Genomic DNA, 17,744 nt, shown 5'->3' with positions numbered 1-17,744 from the left:
GCAGGGGGAGATATCCAAGGGCGTGTTGGAAGGCGGCGGTTTCTGGCCATGAAGGGATCGTCGCCCATCGCGTCACTCGGACACTCAAGAGGCCGCTTCATCTTGGAAACTGCCGCCCACGCCGCGCCCAGCCAACGGGCCAAAATGGGTCGACAGCACGCATTCACTAGCAGGGACATGGGGGTGACTGCGACCCCCTTTGTCGCAGCTAGAGCGGGCAACACCGGTAAAGTGTATGGAAATCCAAGGGCCCTGTGTTGTGCCGCACAATACTTTCCGGTATCATTCATGCCCCCCACAAGCTGCGCATACGGATTTCGAGCGAGGCGTCCCGGCCTCGACCATCTTTGCGTATCACGATTCCGTTCGCATCCCGGCAGGCAACCCATTCTGGCGTCATGCTCGCGACGATCGTCGGCTCATCTGTCGAGGAGCATGTATTGGCAATTCCTGATCGGAACGATTCCACATCCCCTGAAATCACAGCCACGGCAAAAGCCGGCCGCCGTGTGTCAAAGGGAAAGACCCAGGCCCTGACGCCGACGGACATCGCGTCACTGGCACGCCAGAATGAGGAGCGCCAGCACCAGATGCGCGCGTTGATCGCGCTCGGTCGCGAGCGCGGCTATCTCACCCACGCGGACATCAACGATCACCTGCCCGACAACTTTGCCCAAACGGCGGCGATGGACACCATCGTCAGCACGTTCAGCGACATGGGCGTGGCCGTATACGAGCAAGCGCCGGACGCCGAGACGCTCCTGTTGACCAGCGATGCGCCGGCCGTGGCATCCGACGATCAGGCGGACGAGGAGGCGGAAGCTGCGTTATCGACCGTCGATTCCGAATTCGGCCGCACCACGGATCCGGTTCGGATGTACATGCGTGAGATGGGGGCCAGCGAACTGCTGACCCGCGCCGGTGAAATCGAGGTCGCGAAACGGATCGAAGATGGTCTACAGGACATGATTCAAGCGATTGCCGCGTGTCCGTCGATCGTGTCCACGATTCTTGCCGATGTCGACCGCATCGTGGCAGGCGAACTCCGCATCGACGAACTGGTCGATGGCATCAGTGTCGACGCCGATGAAAGCGAAATAACGCCGGAGTCCCAAGAAGAGGATGCGGACGCACTCGCCGCCGACGATGATTCGGACGAAGACGACGTCGAAACGGATGCCGGGGATTCGGAGAAGGCGAACGCGGCGCGCCTCGAAGAACTCACGAACGACAGTCTGGTGATTTTCGCACGCGTGCGTGCACTGTTCGAGCAGTTGCCGGATGTGCCCGTCACTGGCGGTGCCCGTTCCGCAGCCGCTGCGCAAGTGCGCACGGCGATCCAGCGTGAACTCGCGCCGATCCGCTTTACGGCCAAGACCATCGACCGCCTGTGCGCCAATGTGCATGAGCAGGTGACCGAGGTGCGCGCGATCGAGCGCAGCATCCTGGCGATTGCTGTCGACCGTTGCGGCATGCCGCGCGACGCGTTTGTCGAGTCGTTCCCGGGCCACGAGACCGACCTCGAATGGACGAACCGCACGGCAGCGACCTCGCAGCAGTTTGGCGCGGCGCTCGAGCGACATCAGCCGGCGATTCAGGAGGCGCAGCAGAAACTCGTCGACATCGAGTCACGGGTCTCGTTGCCGCTCCAGCAGCTCAAGCAGATCAACCGCCAGATGAGTGCCGCGGAACTGAAAATGCGGCAGGCCAAGCGCGAGATGATCGAGGCGAACCTTCGTCTTGTCATTTCGATCGCCAAGAAATACGTGAACCGCGGCATGCAGTTCCTGGATTTGATCCAGGAGGGCAATATCGGCCTGATGAAGGCCGTGGACAAGTTCGAATACCGGCGCGGCTGGAAGTTCTCGACCTATGCGACCTGGTGGGTCCGGCAGGCGGTCACGCGTGCGCTCGCCGATCAGGCGCGAACCATTCGCGTGCCGGTCCATATGATCGAGACGATCAACAAGCTGAACCGGATATCGCGCGAAATCTTGCAACAGACAGGGCAGGAAGCGCATCCCGCAGTGCTAGCAAAGCGCATGGAGATGTCCGAGGAGAAAGTGCTCGGTATCCTCAAGATCGCCAAGCAACCTGTCTCGCTCGAAACCCCGGTGGGTGACGACGCCGATGCAACACTCGGCGACATGATCGAGGATGTCTCGGCGAGTTCACCGGCTGAGGCGGCGATTCACGCGAACATGCGCGCGGCGATCGACGAGGCACTCGCCGGGTTGTCGCCGCGCGAGGCCAAGGTTCTGCGGATGCGATTCGGGCTCGACACAAACTCCGATCACACGCTTGAAGAGGTCGGCAAGCAGTTCGACGTGACCCGCGAGCGGATCCGTCAGATTGAGAGCAAGGCGATGCGCAAGCTGATGCATCCCAGCCGTGCAGACAAGCTCAGGCCCTTTCTTGAGCGTTGAGGCAAGCCGGGCGTCGCCTCCCTTCGGCGCCCGGCTCCAGACTTGCAGCGATCAGGCGTCGGCCTGATCGTTGTCCTGACCGGGCGTGTTCGCTGTGGTGTTCTGCACAGTTGCCCGGGCGCGCGCGCGTTCGACATCGAACCGCGTGGCGGGCAACGCGCCGGGTGTGAATCCGCGCGCACGGCGCCGCGCGCGGCTTCGCTCGCCGTTACGCCGGGTTGCCGCTGCCGCCGGTGCCGCCGGTGGGCTTGCCGGCTGCCTTGCCGGCGTCACCCACCTTGCCGAGCAACGTCGCAGACGGCTGGCCGTTTCCTCCGAGCGCGCCCTTCGATTTCAGCGCTTCGAGGTCCGAATCCTGGCCGGCCTGGCCTGGCTTGAACGGCGTCGTCAGGAACGCGGACGTCGACAGCGTGACGCCGGTTTCGTTCTTGATGGTCTGGGCAACCCCATTCGCCGCAGCCGCAACGGCAGCGGGGTTCGTCAACGCGCTTTGATACGTCGGATTGGACGCGAGGCCCGACAGCAGCCCGTTCAGGTCCGTGCCCAGTTGCCCCGCCAGATAGGTCAGCAGCAGTTCGGTCAACGGCGTCACGTTGAACGTGCCGCCGCCGCTCGCGAACGAGTGCAGCGTGGTCGTCCCGTTCGTGCCGGTGATCGCGCACGGCCCCGCGAGCACAAACGTGACCGAGAAAGCGCCGTTCGCGTCGGCCGTGCCCGAACCGTTGCCGGTCGCGCACACGATCGTGATCGCCGCGTTCGCCATCGCTGCGCCGGTCGCGGCCGTGCCGTTGATCGTGGCCGACGACGCATTCGAAGGCGTCGTGCTCGGACTGTCGTCACCTCCGCCACAGGCCGCGAGCGTACCCGCGAGCGCAAACGTGCCGACTTGCAATGCCCTTAGTGCCGCTTTCTTCATCGTATTCATTGATTTTCTCCGTTAGATCAACTCGATTTTCCCGAGGACTCTCCGGTCCCTCGATCATTGAATGCTTGCCTCGCGCGCGGCCGACGGCTGCACGCCGTGAGCCGGCAGCGCCGCCTCCGTCGCGGGCGGCGCCACGCCGGCGGAATGCGCGTAGCGCTTGTATGCATCGCGCATCCGGTAAAGCTGCGTCGCGAAGTACTCGGCGCTGAAGCGCCCCTGGTTGAGCAGGAACTGTTGCGCGTTGTAGGCAAAGTCGAGATTCTCGGCGCCGTCTTGCGCGAGATAGTTCGACGATCCGACACGCGTGCGGAAATTGAGCGAGAACTGCTCGGGCCCGTTGATCTGCACGATCCCCGGCTTCATGCCCTGGCGCGGCGTCAACGGGAAACTGACCGACGCGCCGACGAACGAGCCGTGGCCGCTGTGCCATCCCTGCACGCTGAACGACACGTCGTCGAACCAGCGCGTCAACGTGATCAGCGGGCCCTTGTCGCCACCGACATAGCGCGCGACGCCCGCCTCGATCCACATCTTCCACGCGGGCTCGACCCACCGGTACGTGAGCAGCGCGTTCTTCTCCGCCGGCAGCGCATCCTTGCCCGGCTCGTGATGCAGATAGGCGAGCTTCAGCCGCACCACGTCGGGACGGCCCGGTACGAACGCGGTCGTCTCGTTCTCGACGCCCAGGTACTGGAGGTCGAACTTGCCGAGCGCGGTCACGTTGAAAACGCGCGGCGCAATCCAGAAGCTCTGCACGAGCGCAACGGTCGACAGCCCGCCGCGCAAGCGGTATTGGTCGTAGACGCGGCCGTTGTCCATGTTCTTGCTGTTCGCAATCGGCACGATCACGCTCGAATACAGTTCCGCGCCGCGCCACAGCGGCACGAAGCCCTGGATTTTCGCGCCCACGGAGTAGTCGAAGTTGCCGTACTCAGTGCCGTAGAGGTAGTGCGTGACCGGCGCGATCTGGATCCGTACGAGCCCGTGCGCGCGGGCGTTGCCCACCCACGCAATCGAATCAGCATCGTGCGTCGGCCGCGTGCGCATCGACAGCGACGCGCCGGCGGCGGTCGACGCGCCACCCGCGACGAAGCGCGCGTAGTCCGCCCGATCGACGCTCACCTCGCCCACCGGCTCGTTCGCCTTCTTGATTACGATGCGCACGGTCTCGACGCCCTTCGGCGCGTACTCCGCTGCCGCGCCGAGCGCGATGCCCAGCGCGTCCGCCTCGTTCTGGTTGTAGCGGTGGTTTTCATATTCGACGACGAGATCCGCGCCCGCCATGCCGGCGCGCACGCGCTCGAGTCCGGCGTCCGTCAGCGCGCGCACGATCCTGTCGAGCGCCGCCGGGTCCGGCGCCGCGTCGACTGCCGGCGCGGCGGTCCGAACGAGATCCGGCGGCGTGTGAAGCGACGGCATGACTCGATCGTCGCGTGACGCGTCCGCCGCCGCAGGCGTGGCAGGCTCGATCCGCGTGAATGCGCTGAGCGGCGCGAGCGCGGCCGCAGGTCGCAGCGTGTCGTCGTCCGCTGCGCGCACGTCGTCCGGCGCCGATGTGCCTGCCGCGACAACCGGCGCGTCGCTACACAAGCCGTCGCCGCAGCGCGCGGCATCGAACCGCCTGCCGAGCGGAATCTGCACGCCGATCGAGAACGACGTGCGCGGCGCGATCCCGTCCGTATGCCTGAGCGAGCGCATCACGGTGCCCACGAGGCTCGCGTCGGCCAGCCACTTGATCGGCGGCGATTGGAAGCGGATGCCCGCATAGGGCGTTTTCGAATCGTGCTCCGCCAGCAGCGACAGGCCCGTGTGCCACAGCCGAAGCTCGGCGCCGCCGAACACCCCGTCGAGCCGGTCGCCGTGCCCGTAGCCGACCGTCAGCGTCGCGGGCCCGAGCACTTGCGATACGACACCGTAGGTGGACCGGAAGTAATGCGTTTGCCCGCCAACGTCATTGATGCCGATCGCGATGTCCGGCTGGTATGTGAAGAACTTCGGAATCGAGACCTTTGCGTTCGCCATCAGATGTCGAAGCACGATGTGGTCGTAGCCCGGCACCGTCGTGCGTACGTCGCCTGGATAGTTCGCCAGACCGCCGGATATCTCCACGTGCGGAAACAGGCCGATCGCGCCCCAGACGATGTCCGAACTCGTCGTCTGCTTCCCGAACCGTGGATCGATGTAGTTGTTGTATTGCCCCTCGAATGTTCCTTCAGGCAGCGTGAATCCGTATGGAATCAATAGCCCGCCGGACTGCCCCAGCGATGTCAGCACCGGCGTGCCCGCCGCACCAGCCGGCAGGGAAAATGCCAACGCTGCCCCCAGGGCAATGGCCGCCGGCTTGTTCGTGGTCGCGTTCGCACGTAGCTTGATCGTCATCGGTCGTGTACTTGATTGTTCGTATCGTGTGTGGCATCCGACATCGCCGAACGTCGACATGCACCGCCGCGGCACTGGCATCGCTCGTGGCCGTGAACGCTCATGCGGCGGCGATGCGATCGAAGATCCCTCTCGATCCTCTACCCAACCCCGTCCCGCGGAACGGCGAAGTGCCCGCATCACCTGCGACGCACCGGTATGCATAACTCCGATCGCTGTCGCGCGCCGATCACATGGCACCGTGATCGACACATGGCAACGCCCCCCCAACATCGCGCGCCCGTTAGCGATTTGGCGCGCCCACCTCGTCGTGCCGCGTGGACCGTTCCCCGAAGCGACTCGCTCGCGCAATCAAGCCCGGCGACCGCAATCGGCACCGGGTTTCGTCAATATCGTTTCGTTCGCATAACTTATAATTAGACCGACTTTCACCCCATGCTCATGCGTCCGGCGATCGGGCCGACGCCGTGCGGTACACGTCCGCGGGCAATCGGGTTCGCATGTCTCGCTGCTGTATTACGGATCGTTACCTATATGCGAGTAAGTCTATGGAAACCGGAAGCGCAATCTGCGCCGGATTCTTGATCAAATCCGACAAATTGAGTCGACGGAAACAAGCATGCCCGGGCGCGCGAACGGGATCGCCTTTCGCTTGAACACCGGATAAACCAGTATTGAATCAATCGCTTGATGCGTGCGTGCGCACCTGGAGCGGCTCGAACAGTACCTCGACGTGCTCGCGCGATTTGGCTATGGCGATCGCGCTTCAATCGTGGCTTTTCATCCGGGTTATGCCGCCGTGACGACCTGGTCACTGGACAAACTGTTGACCGTGGCAGGACCGTTGAATGACCGGGCCGCCGCACCGGACGTGGCGAGCTGGGCGGTGCGCGTCCACTGGCGCGGAAACGCGGAGTCGCTGGAGTACCTCGTCGACAGAATGCCGGCAAGGACCATGGACGCGTTGAATCAGAGGCTGTTCGTCATGGACATGTGTCCGACGCTCGTGCGCTATGTCGTCGAAGGGCAGAGACTGAACGATATCCGGTCACTGGATGACTGGGACTACGCGGAAGCCTGGGGCGCTAAAGATTACGCGGGCTTCCGGACAATCGACGACGCCGAACGCGCGCTGATCGAAGATGCATTTCGGCGTAAGAATCTCGCGGTGCTGGAGGGCAATCGGAAATGTCTCGATGACGTCGTCTCCGCGCACGTCCGCGCGGCCGTCCCTGCACCGATCGACCGCACCGCCGAAGGCTGGGAGGCGTATTGCGAAGCATGTCGCCAAACCGAGTGCCGTGAGCGTGACGCACTCTATCCGATTCTTCACGTCGTGCTCAATGAGACCGCGGGCATGCCGCTACGCAGCTTGCTGGAGGCGGCGACACAGGCGGGGCCGACTTTCCTGCGGAAATGTGATCGACAGGGCTTACGCTATGGGCTGACTCCGTTCTTCGTCTATTCGGAGATGCCGGCATATCTGGCGCAGTCACGCTTTTCTCGCTTATGGAGTCAATTATATTCGGAGGTGCAATTGTATTAATTTGAATAAAAATTTCAAATATTATATGGCGATGGTTTATATGTTAATTTATGGTTCTATATTTATTCTGAATTAAATTGGGTGGAGTGCGAGGGGGCTTGAAATAGCGTTGGAAGTGGCGGGTTTACAGAAAACAGCTCGAAGATATTGCCGAGTCCAGCGAAAATCATTCTACTTAAACGGGGATCGATCTCTGTGCCGGAAGAACAGCCGAATAACCTGAATATCCCTGGCAGATTGCCTGCATGCGGAATGCAGACCGCCGGGCGGTTCGTTCCGGCCAACGCGTCTGCCGTCGACCAGGCACCGTTTCTCCCGCTTCCACACCTTGTACACGCGGGCTCATACGTCAGGGCGTCCCCGCTTCAGCACATACCTGACGGCCGTCCGTCTTTCCGTTTCGAACACCTGTGATGGCTCGTCTCTTGCTTCTATTCGGATCTTGGCGGTCAGACGCCGGCGGTCGACATTCAGCCTTCGACTATCGCAGCGACATGCCTTCCGGTCATGAAAGCAAATCGCAAAAAATGCACCGAACCGGGCAGTCATGCAACGAGCTTTCAGGGCCAAGTCGGTAAGGACTTTACGAGTCGCCGTCGATCCGAAAGCGCGCCCGCGGGCGTCCATTTTTTTTCAAACCGACCTTGATATTTGATCGTCGGTCGCACATCATTTGTACCACAAGAAAAGACGGCTGCATTTTTTGTTCAACCACAATGAAACGGGGGCCAAAATGGCGCTGGAAATCCTGAGTCAAAATGTGGTGTTGAATGGTGGCTCGACACCCTTTAACTTCAATAATCCCGTCACGCAGTTTCTTGCCGGAATCGCGTCGTTTCAGCTGTCGTTCGGCAGCAGCGACGACCACCACTTCGAGCAAATGAGCGTTCTGCTCACGACGGGCAAGCCGAGCAGTCAGCAAATCACCGTCGGCGCGGCAGTCGTGCTCGACGACGCATCGGGGCATCCGATCGACAAGAATGCGTCGTATGTCACGGTCTCGGTGATTGCGTGGACGGGCGCACCCACATCGAAGGTGTTGTTGAGCCCGCCTTATGCGGTGGCCGATCACAACCAGAGCCCCGGAATCCTGCTCCCCGGCACGCCGAATCCAGTCCTGCAGGCCACGCTCGCCGGGTTCTACCTGAGCTACGGCAACACGGATCATCATGTGGAGACCGTAACCGTATCGGTCGGTGCATCGTCGCCGATCAACAATACCTCGTCGATCTCGGCGACCGCCGCGATGCACGACGCGTCCGGCAACGGTGCGGCGAATCCGACAGCGACCGGCTCGCTGATCGCGACGTCGATCAATGATCCCGGTTTCGTGGTCGTACCGTATCAGGCACAAGTCGGTACGGGCGAGACGTCGATCCCGATGGGCGCCACGATCACCAATGCGGTCAGCTTTCTGACCGGATTCCAGGCGCAATACCCGAACGCCGAGGATCACCACGTGCGCACCATCGGCGCCGGCCCGAACCAGACCCGTGTCGACCCGAGCAACCATTCGCATGCGCAGACCAGCGGCGTCTGGGCCTGGATGTCCGACGGGTCGAACAATCACCAGGACGACAAAAACAGCTACGCGAGCATCGTCGTAGTCGGTCTCGTCGGTTGACGGGCGGGGGCGCTCGCCCCCGTTTGCCCGCACGCGCCGCACCCGGCGCGCTCATCTCGCTCATCTCTCTCAAGGAGAGTGCCATGCCTGCGGATGCCACCAATTCGCAGATCCCGGCCATTCGTACGTTCCAGTTCGATTCGAGCAGCGTCGGGGATCTGAGCAGCAGCGTCAACCTGTTTCGCGGCGACATCAACTTCACGCAGACGCTGCTGTCGATGCCGGGACGTACCGCGGGCGACAATCTCGACCTCACGCTGTCACTGCTCTATCAGAGCAACGTGCACGAGGGCGCGATCACGTGGAACCGCGATGCGCCGACCGGCGCGCTCGGCCTTGGCTGGACCATGCCGGCGCCGACCATCGTGCTGAACGACGCGGGCTCGCTGATGCCGGCCACCCGCAGCTACTGCTACGTGAGCCAGAGCATCTCGACCGATCTCGCGCGCGAGCCGACGACGCCGTTCGTTTTCTCGATGAATGGCACGATCGCCGATTCGCTCGTCAACGGCGGCACGGTACCGGCCGCGGCCGTCGCCGCGTTCGGCGCGAACGGCCTCGTGCTGTCGCCGGCCTCGCGCGTATCGTCGACGGGTGCGTCCGCGTGGCAGCTCGCCGACGACGCCAATCAGCAACTGTACGAACTGGCGCTCGACGGCGCGGTGCTCAACGTGTTCGACGGCGGCGAATCGTATCAGCTCGTCAACTACGAATTCTGGAAGATCCTCTACTACGCGTGCTACGAGCGCTGGGTGATCGTCAAGGACAACGGGCTCAGGCTGTCGTTCGGCGGCCTGAGCGCGAACGTGGGCAACTATGCGGCATCGGTGGGCAACAGTATCGAATGGGGCGTGCGGTGGGCGTCGGGGAACGGCACGTCGGGCGCACCGGTCGCGCTGTGGCAGGGCAGCAGCGGATCGATCGACGGCCAGTACCAGTACGCGCGCGCGTGGCATCTGAGCGCCGTGACGAACCCGTGGGGCGACGGCATCGCGTATCGCTACAACGACTGGCCGCGCACGAGCGCGGGGTTGCTGCCGAACGTCGAGCAACTCGTCGGTGCGGGCGGGCTACCTTACACCAAGGCCTGTTATCTGACCGGCATGACCGATGTGTTCGGCCGCGAGGTCGTGCTGCAGTATGGCGACAAGATGTGGGCCAACACGACGCCGCAGAGCCCGCGCGAATACGCGGATCCGCACAAGTCCGTGCCCGACACGCAGCCGAACGCGTATCAGGACCGCTACGAAACCTTGTATCTGCAACGTATCGCGGTAGCGGACGCCACCGGCGCACCGCTGTTCAGCTTCGCATTCGACTATCGGCCGTCGAGCCCGGCGGGTGGCGCCGGAAGTCCGGTCGCGAACGTCACGTCGCACACCGGCGAGCTGTTCGGCGACACCTGCAAGCGCTTCCTGACCGGCATCGTGCTCAGTAATGCGGCCGGCGAAAGCCTGCCCGGCCTCGCGTTCGACTATTACTTCGATGCGACGGCAACGGGCGCGAGCCCGGGCGCGCTCAAGTCGATCACGTACAGCGAAGGCGCGACGGCGACCTACGTTTACACGAAGCAGGCGCTCGACATCTGCGATCGCTCGCTTTCCGTGTCGCCGCCGACGGGCACGTCGTTCGCGGGGGCGACGCCGCGCGTGTTCTTCGGCAAAGGCTACGCGGTCGTGACCTGGTACGGGACGGCCAGCGGCGCACTGTCGGTCGAGGTGTACAGCTGGCTCGGCAGCTGGCGGAAGTGGCAGCCGACGTCCGACGGCGTGCTGTTCAGGAATACCACGGGCCTCGATCTGTCGTCGCTCGAGGTGGTCGCCTGCGAGGATTTTTTTGCGCTGTCGTTCGCGCCGGGCTCGGCCAGCAACAGCACGACCGTCTATATCTTCCAGGCAGACAACGCCCGTCCGGCCCAATGGATTCCGGCCACGATCAACGGCGTCGTGACCGGCTACAACACGCCGAGCCTCACGTATTCGAGCCCGAGCGGCAGTGTGTCGCTCACGGGCGGCGACACGTTCCTGATCGCGGCGACGACCGATGTGGTCCATGAGGCCACGAGCTACGACCGCGTCACCTGGCGGTGGCCCGATGCCGCATGGACGGTCGAGCACTTCACGGTGCAGGCGCTGGCCCTGGCGGTCGCGTACAACGAGTATTACCTGCTGCTCGACATGCAGGGCAACGTGTCGCTGTTCGCGCTCGACGCCTGCCTGAAGTGGGGCGCGGCAACCCGATCGCAGATCGGGAATTTTTCGGCGTCCAGCCCGTCGAGCGTGACGCTCAGCCCGTCCGATTCGTTCGTCGCGGTCAGCAACCTGCTCAGTACGAGCGACACGCAGATCTCCTATACGGTGACGATCGTCCAGTGGGACGCGCTGTATCGGCCCGTCTTGCCGATGAAAACTCACACGTTCGACGACCGGATCGACAGCGAGGATCCGGGCGTCCAGCGCATCGCCGGCTCGATCGGCAACGAACTCGTCGCGGTGGCCGGGCATGTGCTGCGCTTCAACGGCAAGACCTGGCTCGAGAACAACACGCTGCAGGCGGAGAGCGCGCCGACCGGCCTCGAGCAGCGCTATGCCTATGGCCCTGACTATGCGCTGAGTATCCTCGCGTATCCGAACGGCGGCGGCGACACCACCGCGCAGGTGCTGTCGTTCGATCCGAATACCGATTTCGGCGCATGGACACGCAAGCCGGCCACGCCCGCACAGACGCTGCCGATCGACTTCAGCGAAACGTCCAATTGGCCGTCGGGGGGCGGCACGGACTGGCTGACGCTCGGCCAGTACCTGTACTTCCGCGGCCACGCGTGCGAATGGGATGGCGTCGTCGGCCAGACCCCGTGCGCGGATATCCAGGCGCGCGTCAACGAAGCGCTCGGCGGCGACGGCAATTACGTGCTGAATGCCGAAGCCGTGATCGACGAGGCGCCGCAGTTCCTTGCGTATTTCGTCAGCGACAGCACGTCGCCCGAAAGCGATCAGGCCGCGGCGACGCTGCTGCGCAACGGGCGCGTGTCGATCTCCGCGCAGGCCTTCGCGCAGGAGCGCATCTACACGGCCGATGAAGGCGACGTCGGCGCCGGCACGTATCCTGGCGGCGCCGGGATGTTCGTCGCGTATCCGGGCGCGGACGGCGATTTCGACAACGCGTCGCGGATCATCCTGCACAGCTATGCGGGCGACGCGGTCGAAGGCCGTCTCCATCACTACGCGGTGACGGGGCTGTCGATCGACAACGGGCTCGGGCAAACCAGCGCGACCTGTTTCGCGCCGGAGCCGGCAACCGCTGCGTGCGATCCGACCGGCCAGGTATTCAAGTACTACACGTCGATCGTCTATCCGGGCACGGGCGACCCGTCCCGGCCGCAGTTCGGGCGGACCGTGAACCGCTACCTGAACGGGCTGAACGTGCGCGACGGCAGCGATTTCTACGACATGCTCGACGGACAGCTGCATCAGGTCGACACCTACGACACGACCGGCGCGCTGCTGGCGTCCACGACGACGCAGTGGAAGGTGTACGTCGCGCGCGCGGCGTCGCCGACCGATCCGGGCGCGGGCACGCTGAACCTGAAGGGCGGCTTCCTGTGCCGGACGACGCAGACCACGATCGAAGACGGCGTGACGAGCAGCCAGACGGCGCGCTACGTGGGAGATGGCTTCACCGCGCCGTTCTCCGGCAACGTCGTCGGCACCGACACCACGACGTACGGCGGCACCGGGCAGCTCGAGACGTTCAGAAACACGACCCTCTATGCGTACGAGATGAACGACCCGGCGCTGGCCGCCGCGTTGCTCGCGCAGCACCGGTTCGGCGATATCGCGCAGAGCGTCACGCACTGGCGCCGCGACGGCGGCGAAGCCGTCGTGTCCCAGGCGTCGGCGAGCACCTACGCGCTGTTCCCGTGCGTGTACGACGGCGTCGTGGTGCCGGCCCAGGCTGGGAAATTCATCCGCAGCGCCAACGGACGGGTGCCGTTTCCGTTCACCGGACGCGATGCGGGCGCCGCGCCGCAGGGCTGGCTGCCATCGACCGCGACGATCGCCTGCACGCCGTACGGTCAGCCGACGGAAACCCGCGATGCAATGGGCGTCGCGCAATCGACGCTGTACGGCACCGATTCCGCGTTCGCCGTCGCGCTGTTCACGAACGCGTCGGTCGCCCGCGGCGAGTGCGCGTATTACGGCTTCGAATCGTACGAGACGGGACGCGGGTGGAACGTCAACGGCTGCCGCTCGGTGGTCGGCGACGCACACACGGGCACGACGAGCCTCGCGCTCGCACCGAACGGCGAAGGCACGGTGTCGGTGCAGCTTTCGCCGGCCAATGTCGACGCCACCTATCTGCTCGGCTTCTGGTACAAGACGCCGGCCGGCTTCACGCCGGTGGCCGGCGCGGGTTTCACGGCGACGCTCAGCGTCGACGGCACGGCGGGTACGCCGCGCTTCGCGCCGTTCGCGGATTCCGGTGGCACGTGGGTCTACTGCACGCTAGGCATTCCGGTGACGGCGGGGCAGGGCAGCGTCACGCTCGCGGTGGCGGCGGCCAACGCGAGCAGCGACGTCGTATTGCTCGACAACGTATTCGTCACGCCGCTCGTCAGCAAGATGACGGTGCGCGTCTACGATCCGTCGTACCGGTTGCTGACCGCGACGCTCGATGCGGCCGGCACGACGATGCAGCGCCGCTACAACGCGTTCCAGCGGCTGACCGCGACGATCGGCACCGACCAGCAGGTGAAGACGATGTCGATCGCGTTCCTGTCGCGCGAGGGCAATGCAGGCGGCAGGTTCGATGCCGCCGCGCCGAACGCCGATCTGTCGGTGAGCCCCGATCTCGGTGGCACGCTCGAGACGTTCATGACCGGCGACGAGTGGCAGCAGCGCTGGGCGGCCGGCAACGTCGCGACGAACTGGCGCTGCTCGGGCGGCGCGCTGCAGCACACGGCGGCGACAAACGACACGCTGACCTGGCAGGGCGGCAACTTCGGCGGTGCGTCGACCACCGCGTTCTATGTCGAGATCGCGGCACAGGGCACGCTCGCCGGTGCGGTCGGCGTGACGTTCGGCGCCGGCTATTCGATCGGCTACGATCCCGCCGCCGGGTTCTCGTTTGCCGCACCGGACGGCAGCATCGTGCAGAACCCGCTCGGCGCGCCGCCGAACCTGCCGGTGCAATGGCTGCTGGTGCTTGGCAACGGCCGCGTGGCGTTCTTCGGCGACGGTCAGTTGCTGTTCAGCACGGCGGTGAACGCCGGCGATCCGGCCGCGATCCGCCTGTCGACCGGCCCGAATACGCTGGCGCTGACCAACGTCGCGATGCTCGCCGGCGTGCGGCTGGCGGTGGCGTTCCGCGACGGCGCGGGGCGCAAGCGCCAGACCCAGCAATGGTTGGGCAGCGACGCGGTGGTGTCGGCCACGATCGCCGATGCACTCGGCCGCACGATCGCGATTACGCGCAGTGCGCCGGCCAGCTTCGGCGGCGGCGCGACGCAGCCGCTGTTCGGTTATCGCGCGAGCTTCGTCGATGTCGGCGCATTCCTCGCGGCGACGCAGGATACGTGGGCGATGACCGGCGACGTCGCGGACTACTACGCCGGGCAGAACGACGGCGTCGCGAGCCGTTCGAACGACCAGGGCTATCCGTACTTCGGCTATCGGTTCGAAGCATCGCCGCGCACCCGGCGCATCGAGCAGGGCGCGCCGGGCAAGGCGTACGCGGTGCACGATCTGGCGAGCACGACGAGCGCGCAACGCCAGACGACGCAAATCGCATTCGGCGCGAATACGACCGGCGCGTTTGATTTGCCCGCGAACTATGTCGCGCAGACGGTGACGGGGCCGGTCAAGAACCAGTTGCTGCGTCTGCGCGACACGCACGGCCGCGAAGTCGGATCGAGCATCAGCGACCGTACGGGCGCCGTGTCCGGGCAGAGTCTCGCGAGCGTCGATTTCTCGGCGACGGGCAGCACGACGTCGATCAGCGAGCCAAACAGCTTCACCGATTCGCCGCAGCAGGATCCGGCCGCATACGTGTCGGCGCTGCAGCGCGACGGCGCGGGCAGAACGCTCGAGTCGACCGATACCGACAGCGCGGGGACCGCGTTCATCTGCGATCGCAGCTCGCGCGTTCGCTTCGTGCAGCCGGCGCTCGATCCCGATACGCTCGGCTTCATCTACTTCAAATACGACGCGCTCGGCCGCGTGACCGAACAGGGCACGGTCGCGCAGCCGTGGGACGAATCGACGCTGAGCGCGCATGCGAGCGACCCCGGATGGCCGGGCGGTGACGTACCGTTTACCGTGGTTCGTCGCAACGACTACGACGGCAACGGCAACGACCCGACGCGGATCGGGCGGAAGACTGCATCGGTCGCCTACAACCTTGCGCCGTCGAACATCGCCGGCGCCAGGCAGGTGCAGGTCAACGAATCGTTCACGTACGACGCGAACGGTCGCGTCACGGCGGCGACGCTCGCGGTGGACGGGCTGCCGGCGGCAAGCGGCGCGGTCGGCTACGCGTACAACAATCTCGATCAGATCGTCTCGATCGCGTATCCGTCGTCGTCACCGCTCGCGAACGTGTACTACCGGTACGATCAGGCGGCACACGTGACGGGCATCGGCTCGTCCCCGACGACGCCGACCGACATCGCCTCGTATGCGTACACCCCCGACGGAGATATCGAGCAGGAGATCCGCAACGGCGGCACGCTCGCGGCTGCATACGGCTATGCGTCGCCGGGCTGGCCGGTGTCGCAGACGGTCGCCGTCGCCGGCCGCGGCAGCGCGTCGTTCGCCATCGGCTACGGCTATTACGCGAACGGGGCCCCGCAATCCCGCACGATCTCGCTGGCGTTCGACACGCCGAGCACGTCGACGACCGCGTTCAGCTACGACGCACAGGGCCGGCTGGTCGATGCGTTGGTCGACGATGCGTCGACGGGAAGCGAGCAGGTCGGCCAGTACGACGCAAACGGCAATATCTGGTCGCTGACGCAGGATGGCGGGCAGGCATACGCGTTCGTCCATACGGCGGGCACGAATCGGCTCGACACGCTGACGATCGACGGCGGCGCGAGCACGTCGTTCACCTACGACGCACGCGGCAACCTGACCGACACCGGCACGATGACGCTCGATTACGACACGGCGACCAACATGGTGCTGGGCGTCGCGTCGGCGAACGGCGGCATGACGCAGCAGTTCGCATACAACGGCGTCGATCAGCGCGTGATGCGATTGCGCGGCAGCGCAACGCAGGCCGACGTCTATTTCAACGGCCTCGGCCGGCGCCCGTTGCTGGCGTTGCTCGGCGGCACGTGGTCGGCGTTCGTCTACGGGCCGACGGGGCTCGTGGCCGCGGCCAGCGATCAGCGCTATTTCCCGTTGAAGGATGCGGCGCAGAGCATCTGGGCCGTCGTCGACAGTCAAAACCAGCTCGTTGCCCGATTCGCGTATCGCGCGTTCGGTTCGCTCGCATCGAGCGACGGTCCGAACCAGGCCGCGGTGCCGTTCCGTTTCATGGGGCGCGAATACGACGACGCAAGCGGGCTTTACAACTTCAGCGCGCGTCTGTATTCGCCGGGGCTGAGGCGGTTCCTGTCGGCCGATTCGGCGCGCCAGACCGCGAGCCCGTACCTGTTCGTCGGCAACAACCCGCTCGTGTTTGCCGATCCGTCCGGCAACAAGATAACCGTCGGCGAGCAGGTCGGCATCGGCATCGGGATGGCGGCCCTGATGGTCGTCGGCCTCGTCCTGAGCTTCTTCACGTTCGGCGCGGCGGAAGCGCCGGTGGCCGTGCTCGAGGAGGGCATGGCCGACGGCCTGGCGGCCGGCGAGGCGGGCGGCGATGCGCTCGTCGACGGTGCAGCGTCCACGGCGTCCGCCGGCAGTTCGACGGCATCCTCGTCGGCGTCGTCGTGCTTCAACATCACGTTGTCGACGACGTCGAAGCTCGCCGCCACGAGTGCAAACTTCCTGACGCAAGTCACCACGAACACGATGTTCGGCGTCGGGTTTTCGGGCTTCGAATACGACTGCCGGCCCGGCAACGAATTCACCCGCAAAGGCTTTGCGCAGGCGCTCGAGATCGGCGCGGCGAGCGGTGCGCTATTCGGTGCGATGTCGTTCGGCTATGCGACGTTGGCCGCGGATGCGATCAAGGCGATACCGAGCCTGTTGGCGCGAACCGGGATCAGGATGCTGGTGAACGTCACGGAGGGCATCGCGGCAAACGACTTGACGCAGATGGCGACCAACGGGATCGAGCACAAGCCGTGGAGCCTCGGACTCGCGGAAGCGACGTGGACGGGCGCCGTGGGCGGCCTGCCGTTCGGGATCGGCGACGTGTTGCTGAACGACGGCAAGACGATGTGGGACCAGGCAAGGAGCCAGTTTTCCGATCGCGTCGGCAGTGCGCGTGTCGGTGAGCCCGCTCCGTCAGGATTGCCCGGCACGCAGGCACAGGACGAAAAGACACCGCTCATCCGGGCACGCGCGGACTCCAGTGACGGGACGCATCTGCTGTCGTCGCCTTCGCTCAACTCTTCGTACGGCACGATGGGTACGCAGTAGCCGCGGTCCGGCGCGGCCGGCGGTCTCGATCGGGGGCCGGTCGGCTGCCTGGGCGGGCTTGAGCCGGCACTCGGCCACTGCCTCAATGACCTTCAGCCGATCCACTTCACGCATCGTCATCGTGATCCGCTCCGTTGCAGCCATCGCAGCCTCCGGCGCCGGACACCCGGCGGCCGGACAGCTTACGCGGCCCGAAAGCGGACATTTCTATCTAGCCAAAAGCGGACATTTCTATCTAGCCACTACAATCAAA

6 protein-coding genes are annotated in these 17,744 nt (G+C 64.9%); 4 read left to right on the top strand and 2 right to left on the bottom strand.

What is annotated here, in order from left to right; genetic code table 11:
- Positions 1-398: 398 nt before the first annotated feature.
- Positions 399-2,426, top strand: a complete 2,028-nt coding sequence (rpoD, locus tag U4Y91_RS25555; protein ID WP_321807423.1) for an RNA polymerase sigma factor RpoD — start codon at positions 399-401, stop codon at positions 2,424-2,426.
- A 208-nt stretch (positions 2,427-2,634) separates the two neighbouring features.
- Here rpoD and U4Y91_RS25550 read toward each other — a convergent pair whose 3' ends face one another.
- Together U4Y91_RS25550 and U4Y91_RS25545 are read right to left on the bottom strand one after the other, a co-directional pair.
- Positions 2,635-3,351, bottom strand: a complete 717-nt coding sequence (locus U4Y91_RS25550; RefSeq protein ID WP_321807422.1) for a carboxypeptidase regulatory-like domain-containing protein — start codon at positions 3,349-3,351, stop codon at positions 2,635-2,637.
- Between the two features lie 54 nt (positions 3,352-3,405).
- Positions 3,406-5,934, bottom strand: coding sequence for a YjbH domain-containing protein (locus tag U4Y91_RS25545; protein ID WP_321807421.1), 2,529 nt, complete (start codon positions 5,932-5,934; stop codon positions 3,406-3,408).
- Between the two features lie 490 nt (positions 5,935-6,424).
- Here U4Y91_RS25545 and U4Y91_RS25540 point away from each other — a divergent pair, with 490 nt between their 5' ends.
- The 3 genes from U4Y91_RS25540 to U4Y91_RS25530 all read left to right on the top strand — a co-directional run bounded on the left by U4Y91_RS25540 (position 6,425) and on the right by U4Y91_RS25530 (position 17,491).
- The gene (locus tag U4Y91_RS25540) at positions 6,425-7,276 is read left to right on the top strand and encodes a hypothetical protein (RefSeq protein ID WP_321807420.1); all 852 of its coding nucleotides are present in this window, start codon (positions 6,425-6,427) and stop codon (positions 7,274-7,276) included.
- Between the two features lie 673 nt (positions 7,277-7,949).
- Positions 7,950-8,900, top strand: a complete 951-nt coding sequence (locus U4Y91_RS25535) for a hypothetical protein (protein ID WP_321807419.1) — start codon at positions 7,950-7,952, stop codon at positions 8,898-8,900.
- An 83-nt stretch (positions 8,901-8,983) separates the two neighbouring features.
- The gene (locus tag U4Y91_RS25530) at positions 8,984-17,491 is read left to right on the top strand and encodes an RHS repeat-associated core domain-containing protein (RefSeq protein WP_321807418.1); all 8,508 of its coding nucleotides are present in this window, start codon (positions 8,984-8,986) and stop codon (positions 17,489-17,491) included.
- Positions 17,492-17,744 lie beyond the last annotated feature (253 nt).

The sequence above is a fragment of the Burkholderia sp. BCC1993 genome (genome assembly GCF_905339865.1).
Classification (GTDB): Bacteria; Pseudomonadota; Gammaproteobacteria; order Burkholderiales; family Burkholderiaceae; genus Burkholderia.
This window is presented reverse-complemented; position numbering and strand designations above follow the sequence as displayed.

Bases quoted from the DNA above. Each gene is read 5' to 3' on its own strand.
- rpoD (WP_321807423.1), top strand. From the start codon at position 399: ATGCTCGCGACGATCGTCGGCTCATCTGTCGAGGAGCATGTATTGGCA.
- U4Y91_RS25550 (WP_321807422.1), bottom strand. From the start codon at position 3,351: ATGAATACGATGAAGAAAGCGGCACTAAGGGCATTGCAAGTCGGCACG.
- U4Y91_RS25545 (WP_321807421.1), bottom strand. From the start codon at position 5,934: ATGCATACCGGTGCGTCGCAGGTGATGCGGGCACTTCGCCGTTCCGCG.
- U4Y91_RS25530 (WP_321807418.1), top strand. From the start codon at position 8,984: ATGCCTGCGGATGCCACCAATTCGCAGATCCCGGCCATTCGTACGTTC.